The organism is Aromatoleum toluolicum, assembly GCF_012911005.2.
In the GTDB taxonomy this organism is placed as follows: domain Bacteria; phylum Pseudomonadota; class Gammaproteobacteria; order Burkholderiales; family Rhodocyclaceae; genus Aromatoleum; species Aromatoleum toluolicum.
The window spans coordinates 1-7,283 of the sequence record NZ_WTVS01000132.1; the positions used below are offsets into that span (position 1 = coordinate 1).

General features: G+C 68.3%; 6 protein-coding genes. All 6 read right to left on the reverse strand.

What is annotated here, in order from left to right:
• Nucleotides 1-1,210: L-serine ammonia-lyase (locus GPA27_RS27440; RefSeq protein WP_169143588.1), on the reverse strand; the 1,210-nt coding region annotated here is incomplete at its 3' end.
• 22 nt (nt 1,211-1,232) lie between these two features.
• Nucleotides 1,233-2,495, reverse strand: a complete 1,263-nt coding sequence (glyA, locus tag GPA27_RS27445; protein WP_169143589.1) for a serine hydroxymethyltransferase — start codon at nt 2,493-2,495, stop codon at nt 1,233-1,235.
• Nucleotides 2,496-2,748: 253 nt separating this feature from the next.
• Complete coding sequence (locus tag GPA27_RS27450) at nt 2,749-2,967, reverse strand: hypothetical protein (RefSeq protein ID WP_211165284.1); 219 nt, start codon at nt 2,965-2,967, stop codon at nt 2,749-2,751.
• Between the two features lie 67 nt (nt 2,968-3,034).
• The gene (etfB, locus tag GPA27_RS27455; protein WP_256223140.1) at nt 3,035-3,829 is read right to left on the reverse strand and encodes an electron transfer flavoprotein subunit beta; all 795 of its coding nucleotides are present in this window, start codon (nt 3,827-3,829) and stop codon (nt 3,035-3,037) included.
• A gap of 13 nt (nt 3,830-3,842) precedes the next feature.
• The gene (gene etfA / locus GPA27_RS27460) at nt 3,843-5,099 is read right to left on the reverse strand and encodes an electron transfer flavoprotein subunit alpha (protein WP_169143592.1); all 1,257 of its coding nucleotides are present in this window, start codon (nt 5,097-5,099) and stop codon (nt 3,843-3,845) included.
• Complete coding sequence (locus GPA27_RS27465; protein WP_169143593.1) at nt 5,096-7,054, reverse strand: (Fe-S)-binding protein; 1,959 nt, start codon at nt 7,052-7,054, stop codon at nt 5,096-5,098. Before GPA27_RS27465 ends, etfA begins: the two co-directional genes overlap by 4 nt.
• Nucleotides 7,055-7,283 lie beyond the last annotated feature (229 nt).

The following is a 7,283-nucleotide window of genomic DNA, read 5'->3' on the forward strand; positions in this document are numbered from 1 at the left end:
GCTCGATGCACGGCACCTGCACCAGCCCGCCCACCGGGTCGCAGGTGAGCCCGAGGTTGTGCTCCATGCCGATCTCGGCGGCGTTCTCGACTTGTTCCGGCGTGCCGCCGAGCACTTCGGCCAAGGCACCCGCGGCCATCGAGCAGGCGACGCCGACCTCGCCCTGGCAGCCGACTTCGGCGCCCGAGATCGAGGCGTTCTCCTTGAAGAGGATGCCGATCGCGGCCGCCGTGAGGAGGAAGCGCACGACGCCGTCCTCGGTCGCGCCGGGGATGAAGCGGTAGTAGTAATGCAGCACCGCGGGGATGATCCCGGCCGCGCCGTTGGTCGGGGCGGTGACGACGCGCCCGCCCGCGGCGTTCTCCTCGTTCACCGCCAACGCGTAGAGATTCACCCAGTCCATCGTCGTGAGCGGGTCGCGCAGCGCGGCTTCGGGCGCCGCGGACAGCATGCGGTGCATCGCCGCGGCGCGGCGCTTGACCTTCATGCCCCCGGGCAGCGTGCCCTCGATCTCGCAGCCGCGGCGCACGCAGCCCTGCATCACCTTCCAGATGTGCAGCAGGCCGTTCCTCGTCTCGGCTTCGCTGCGCCAGGCCTTCTCGTTCTCGAGCATGAGCTGGCTGATCGAGAGTTCGTTCACCGCGCACTGGGTGAGGAGCTGGTCGGCGCTGTGGAAGGGGTACGGCAGCTCGGTGCGGTCCTCGACGATGCGATCCGCGCCGGCCGCCGCCTCGTTCACGACGAAGCCGCCGCCGACCGAGTAATACACGTGGCTCGCGAGCTCGACCTCACTCTCACCCTCACCCTCGCCGTAGGCCGTCAGGCGCATGCCGTTGGGGTGGAACGGGAGCGTCTGGCGGCGCAGGAAGACGAGGTCGGTTTTCTCGCAGTAGGCCACCGGATGCAGGCCCATCAGGGACAGCCGCTTGGCCTCGCGGATGCGCGCGAGGCGCGCCTCGACCGTGTCGGGGTCGATAAGATCCGGCGCCTCCCCTTCCAGCCCGAGCAGCACGGCGGTGTCGCTGCCGTGGCCCTTGCCGGTCGCGCCGAGCGAGCCGTAGAGCTCGGCCTTGACGCGGCGCACGCGCGCCAGCAGGCCGTCTTCCTTGAGTCCGGTCGCAAAGGTCAGCGCGGCACGCATGGGCCCCACGGTGTGGGAACTGGACGGACCGATCCCGACCTTGAACATCTCGAATACGCTGATCGCCATGGCGTGTCGCTCCCGTGGCCGCTCAGCGGCTGGCCGGATAGACCGGGAAGCGCGCGCACAAGGCCTGGGCCTTCTCGCGCACCGCGGCGATCACCGACTGGTCGTCGATGTGGTCGAGCACGTCGCAGATCCAGTTGGTGAGTTCCTTCGCTTCCGTCTCCTTGAAGCCGCGCGTGGTGATCGCGGGCGTGCCGATGCGGATGCCGCTGGTGACGAAGGGCGACTGCGGGTCGTTGGGCACGGCGTTCTTGTTCACCGTGATGTGCGCCGCACCCAGCGCCGCGTCGGCCTGCTTGCCGGTGAGGCCCTTGGCGACGAGATCGACGAGGAAGAGGTGATCATCGGTGCCGCCCGAGACGATCTTGTAGCCGCGCTCGATGAACACGCCCGCCATCGCGCGGGCGTTCTTCACCACCTGCTGCTGGTAGGCGCGGAACTCGGGCTGCAGCGCTTCCTTGAGCGCCACGGCCTTGGCGGCGATGACGTGCATCAGCGGGCCGCCCTGGATGCCGGGGAACACCACGGCGTTGAGCTTCTTCTCGAGCTCCGCGTTGGCACGCGCGAGGATCAGGCCGCCGCGCGGGCCGCGCAGGGTCTTGTGGGTGGTGGTGGTGACGACGTCGGCGAAGGGGATGGGGTTGGGATAGAGGCCCGCGGCCACCAAACCCGCGACGTGGGCCATGTCGACGAAGAGCTTGGCGCCGACCTGGTCGGCGATGTCGCGGAAGCGCTTCCAGTCGACGATGCGCGAGTAGGCGGAGAAACCCGCGACGATCATCTTGGGCTTGTGCTCGAGCGCGAGCGCTTCGACCTGGGCGTAGTCGATCTCGCCGGTCGCCTCATCGAGGCCGTACTGCACCGCGTTGTAGAGCTTGCCGGAGAAGTTCACCTTGGCGCCGTGCGTGAGGTGGCCACCGTGCGCGAGGCTCATGCCCAGCACCGTGTCGTGCGGCTCCAGGAGCGCCATGTACACCGCGGCATTGGCCTGCGAGCCCGAGTGCGGCTGCACATTGGCGTAGTCCGCGCCGAAGAGGAGTTTCGCGCGGTCGATCGCGAGCTGCTCGACCACATCCACGTGCTCGCAGCCGCCGTAGTAGCGCTTGGCCGGGTAGCCCTCGGCGTACTTGTTGGTGAGTACGCTGCCCTGCGCCTCGAGCACGCGCGGGCTGGTGTAGTTCTCGGAGGCGATCAGCTCGATATGCGACTCCTGGCGCTCGAACTCGCCGTCCATCGCGGCCTTCAGTTCGTCGTCGAAATCGGCAATACGGTCGGTCATTGCGAACATGCAGCGTGTCTCCTGATAGATAGTCCTCGGCGAACCCGGAACGGGCGCGGCGGGCGTTGTGGTGATGGATGAATCTTAGGAAGTTCGCCCGGCGCGGATTTGCCTGTATCCGCCGCTTATATGCTCAATACAGACTGCGCTGCGTCGAACGGAGCGCGCACGAGAAAACGCCGCCGGTGCAAGGCAGGCCGGCGGCGAAAAGGACGAAATCGGAGGAGAAACAGCGCGGTGGCAGCCGCGCGTGCGCTGCAGTTCAGGGCAAGAGGATGAGTTCGACCGCCCGGCGCACCTCGGGCTGCAGCGTGACGCACTCGGCGCACAAGGAGTCGATCAGTTCGGGCAAGCCATCCACAGGCTGCGCCGCCCGCACGATCGATGCGCCGAATTCGGGCGAAGCGTCCGGCGGCACGTCGATCCCGAGTTCGTGCAGGCGTTGGCGGAAATCGTCAATATCGACGAGGTCGGCGAACATCATGGCTTCATCCTCCGGCACCGAATGCCATTCTCCGGCCACGCGTCGCGCCGGTTCAGGCCTGCGCTCATCGCAAGACCCCCTCTTCGCGCAACAGCTTCAGGATGGCCTCGGCACCCGCTTGCGCCGAAACCCCCGTGAGCACCTGGCCGCCACCGCCTTCGGCCTTCGCTGCAGCGGCCTTGAAACGGTCGCGTGCCGACGTTGCCTTGACGATCTTGAGGCGCTTGGGACGCTTGCGCGCCGGCGCCGTCGTCCATCCTTGCGCTTCCCTATCTGGCGTGACCGGGGCATCGAGTCGTTGCAGTTCACCCCGCCGGGCAGGTCCGAACGCGCTCTGCCGCGCGGGCTGCGCGGCGGCATCGACGGTGACGACGGCAGGCAGACGCACCTTCAGCCGCCGCCGCTGACCGCGCGGCAGCGCCTGCAGCACGGTCATCGAATCGCCATCGACCGATTCGACCTCCGCCAACCCGCACACCAGCGACCAGCCCAGGCGTTCCGCCAGCAGGAAAGGCACGAGTCCCGATGCTTCGCCGGTCTCGCCCCGCGCGCCGCAGAGCACGAGGCGCGGGCCCAGCTCGCGCAGCCAGGATTCGAGCGCAGGGACGATGTCCGCGCCTGCCGGTTGCTGCACCATATCGACAGCCGCGATGCCCATACCCAGATAAGCGCGCAGCGCAGCTTCCGACTCGGAGGAGCATTCGCCCGCATGGACGAGATGCAGGCCCCCGCCCGTCGCGAGCGACAAGCCGATCTCGACCGCCCGCGCATCGTATTCCGCGCGCCGCGGGCGCCCCGTCACGGGATGACGCCCGACCGAAACCAGCGCGGCGACCTTCACGCGCTCATCGCCAGTCACATTTCCGTTCCTCTCACGCTGCATTTCGCTGCTCCTTCCTGACCCCCTCGACCAGTTCCACCACGGCCGCGAGAACTTCGCTCGAATCCGCGATCACTGCGAGGTCGGCACGCTTCACCATGTCGCAGCCCGGATCCGTGTTGATCGCGATGACTTTGTCACATTGCTGGATACCCTGCAGGTGCTGGATCGCGCCCGAGATGCCCACGGCCAGATACACGCGCGCAGTCACCCAGGTACCGGTCGCCCCGACCTGGCGATGGCGCGGCATGAAGCCGTTGTCCACCGCGACCCGCGAAGCGCCTTCGGTCGCGCCGAGGACGCTCGCCGCGCGGTGGAATCCGTCCCAATCGCGGATGCCGTTACCGGCGGAGAGGATGAATTCCGCCTCGGCCAGCGCGACGCTGGAAGGATCGACCGCCACAGCGCCCAGATCCTCGATGCGCCGCAGCGCCTGCGGCAGGGCCGCGGGAGGCGCAATCGACTCGGCGGCATGCGTGGTGTCGCTGACCGGCTCGGCACATTCGGGCAGCGCCAGCACGATGCGCGGCAGGCGCCGGGAAATGTCCATGGAGCCGGCCGCGCCGCGCCCCGTGCACTCTCCGATCGCGATCTGCCAGACCTGGGTCGCCGGACGTTCACCAAGACGTACGGCGAGTCGCCGGCCGAGTTCTGCTCCGCCCAGGGACGAATCGGGGAAAAGCCAATGGCGCGGCTCGTGCTGGCGCTCGACACCGCCCAGCGCGGTCACGCGCTGCTCCGGCACGTACCCCTCGAAGCGCTCGCCGGTGAAACTGACCACACGATCGACGCCGGCATCGCCGAGCCCCTCCTCGCGCGATTCGCCGAAGCTCACCAGCAACACGGCCCCCTGCCCGTCGCTGGCGCCGTCCGCGAGCTGGCGCGCCAGTCCCAGCACATCCCGGTCGTGTGCCGACAGGCGGCCGCCGGGCATGTCCGCGACCACGGCAACGTAGAAGGCGGGCGTCTCGATCCGGATCTGGCGCCGGGTCGGGGCTACCGCTGCGTCGCGCCTGGCCGACCCTCCGGCGTTGGCGGTCTGGGCGCCACTTCGGTCGATGCGACGGATGCCGTTCGGACCGATGAACCCCACCGCATGGGGATTGCGCCGGATGATTCCGTTCGGCCCCATCCACTGCGCAGCAGGGGCGCTTCCGCCCATCCGGGCGAGGACGGCATCGTGCTCGGGATGCAGCCGATTGCGCGCAATCCACTCCGTGCGCGGATCGCGTCGAATGATGTCGTTCACGCTGCCACCTCCTCTGCCACATCCTTCTTCGCACGCTGCGCCGCGGCAGGCGCCGCCACCAGCTGCGCTGCGACCAGCTCCGCGATGTCGAGCACCTCGGGCCGCGGCCCGACGACGCCTTCGAGCATCGCGGTGCATTGCGGGCACCCCACCGCCACGACATCGGCCTTCGTCGCGTTGATTTCCTCCATGCGCATGTCGGGGATGCGTCGCTTGCCCGGAATGTCGGTGATCGGTGCCCCGCCACCGCCGCCGCAGCAGCGCGAACGGAAGCCGGAACGCTCCATGTCCACAACCTTGATGCCGATGCCCTTGAGGGCCTTGCGCGGCGCCTCGTATTCGCCGTTGTAGCGGCCCAGGTAGCACGGGTCGTGGTAGGTCACGCGGCCGCCGGTCCATTCACCCAGCGCGAGCCGGCCCTTCTCCATCAGGCTGGAAATGAAGGTGCTGTGGTGGGTCACCGTGCAGCTCACGCCAAAGGCCGGGTATTCGTTCTTCAGCACATGGAAGCTGTGCGGGTCGCAGGTCACGATCTCGCGGAAGCGGTACTTCGCGAGCGTCGCCGCGTTGCGCACCGCCAGCGCCTGGAAAGTCGCTTCGTCGCCGAGGCGACGGGCGACGTCGCCACTGTCGAGCTCCTCGTTGCCGAGCACCGCAAAATCCACCTGCGCCGCGCGCAGCACCTTCACCAGTGCCCGCAGCGTGCGCTGGTTGCGCATGTCGAAGGCGCCGTCGCCCATCCACAGCAGCACGTCGGCGGAACCGCGCCTGGAAATCAGCGGCAAGTCGAGATCCGCAGCCCAGTTCATGCGCGAGGCGGGATCGAAACCGCCCGGGTTATCGGTCGTGGCGAGGTTCTCGAGCACTTCCCTGCCCTTGTTCGGCGTGTTGCCGTGTTCCATGGTCAGGTAGCGCCGCATGTCGACGATCGCATCGACATGCTCGATCATCATCGGGCATTCCTCGACACAGGCCCGGCAGGTCGTGCAGGACCACAATGTCTCCGCGTCGACCAGCGCGCGTCCCTCTCGCAGCACGATCGGGCTGTGTGCATCGCCGCCGTGCTCGCCAATCGGCTTGCCGGGATAAGGCGAGCCCGCATAGGCCGCGTCCGTGCCGCCGGCCATGCCCACGACCATGTCCTGGATGAGTTTCTTGGGATTGAGCGGCTGGCCGGCGGCGAACGCAGGGCACATCGCCTCGCAGCGGCCGCACTGCACGCAGGCATCGAAGCCCAGCAGCTGATTCCAGGTGAAATCCGCCGGCTTGCCGACGCCCAGGGGCGCCTCGGGATTGCCGAGATCGAGTGGCTTGAGGCCGGTCGAGCGCCCGCCGCCGAAACGTTCGGGCCGGCGGTGGAAGGCGAGGTGCAGCGCCCCGGCGAAGGCGTGCTTCATCGGCCCGCCCCAGGTCATGCCGAGGAACATCTCGGCGATGCCCCATGCGACGACGAGCGTCAGCACCGCAGCCAGCGCCCAGCCTCCGAACGAGGCCGGCACCACTCCGGCCGTCGGCAGCGTGACCAGGAACACGCCGCTCGCGAACGCGAAGAGGCTCTTCGGCAGCCGCATCCACGGGCCGCGCGACAGGCGGGCCGGCGGGTTGCGCCGACGCGCCGCGACGCGCAGCGCGCCGGCGAACATGACGACGGAGGCCACGATCAGCGCCCCGCTCAGCACGCGGCTCTCCAGCTGGAAGCCATGCACAAGGATGAGCAGCACGGCCGCCGCAACGAATCCGCCGCCGGTCGCCACATGCGTATTCGCGAACACCTTGTCGCGCGCGACGACGTCGTGGAGGTCCATCAGGTAGCGGCGCGGCATCGCGGCCAGTCCGCCGAGCACGGATACCGGCGAAGGCCTGCCCTGGCGCCACAGGCCGACTCGCCGGAGGGCGCCCAGCAGCGCGAGCGCCAGCGCGGTGAAAATCAGTATGGGGAGTACTACGTTAAGCATTGGTCTCTCCTTGTGTCGCTTGGGCTCTCGACGACACATTGCCCCGCGCGGTCTTTGTGAAGGCGCCATGAGCAGGTCCCTTCCCCTTCAAGGGGAAGGACAGGATGGGGATGGGTTTCCATTGGTATCGCACGTAACCCATCCCCACCCCAACCCTCCCCTTGAAGGGGAGGGAGCAAATCCCGACTCACGACTTTAATGCCGCGTGACTTGCAGAACTGCGCCCGCA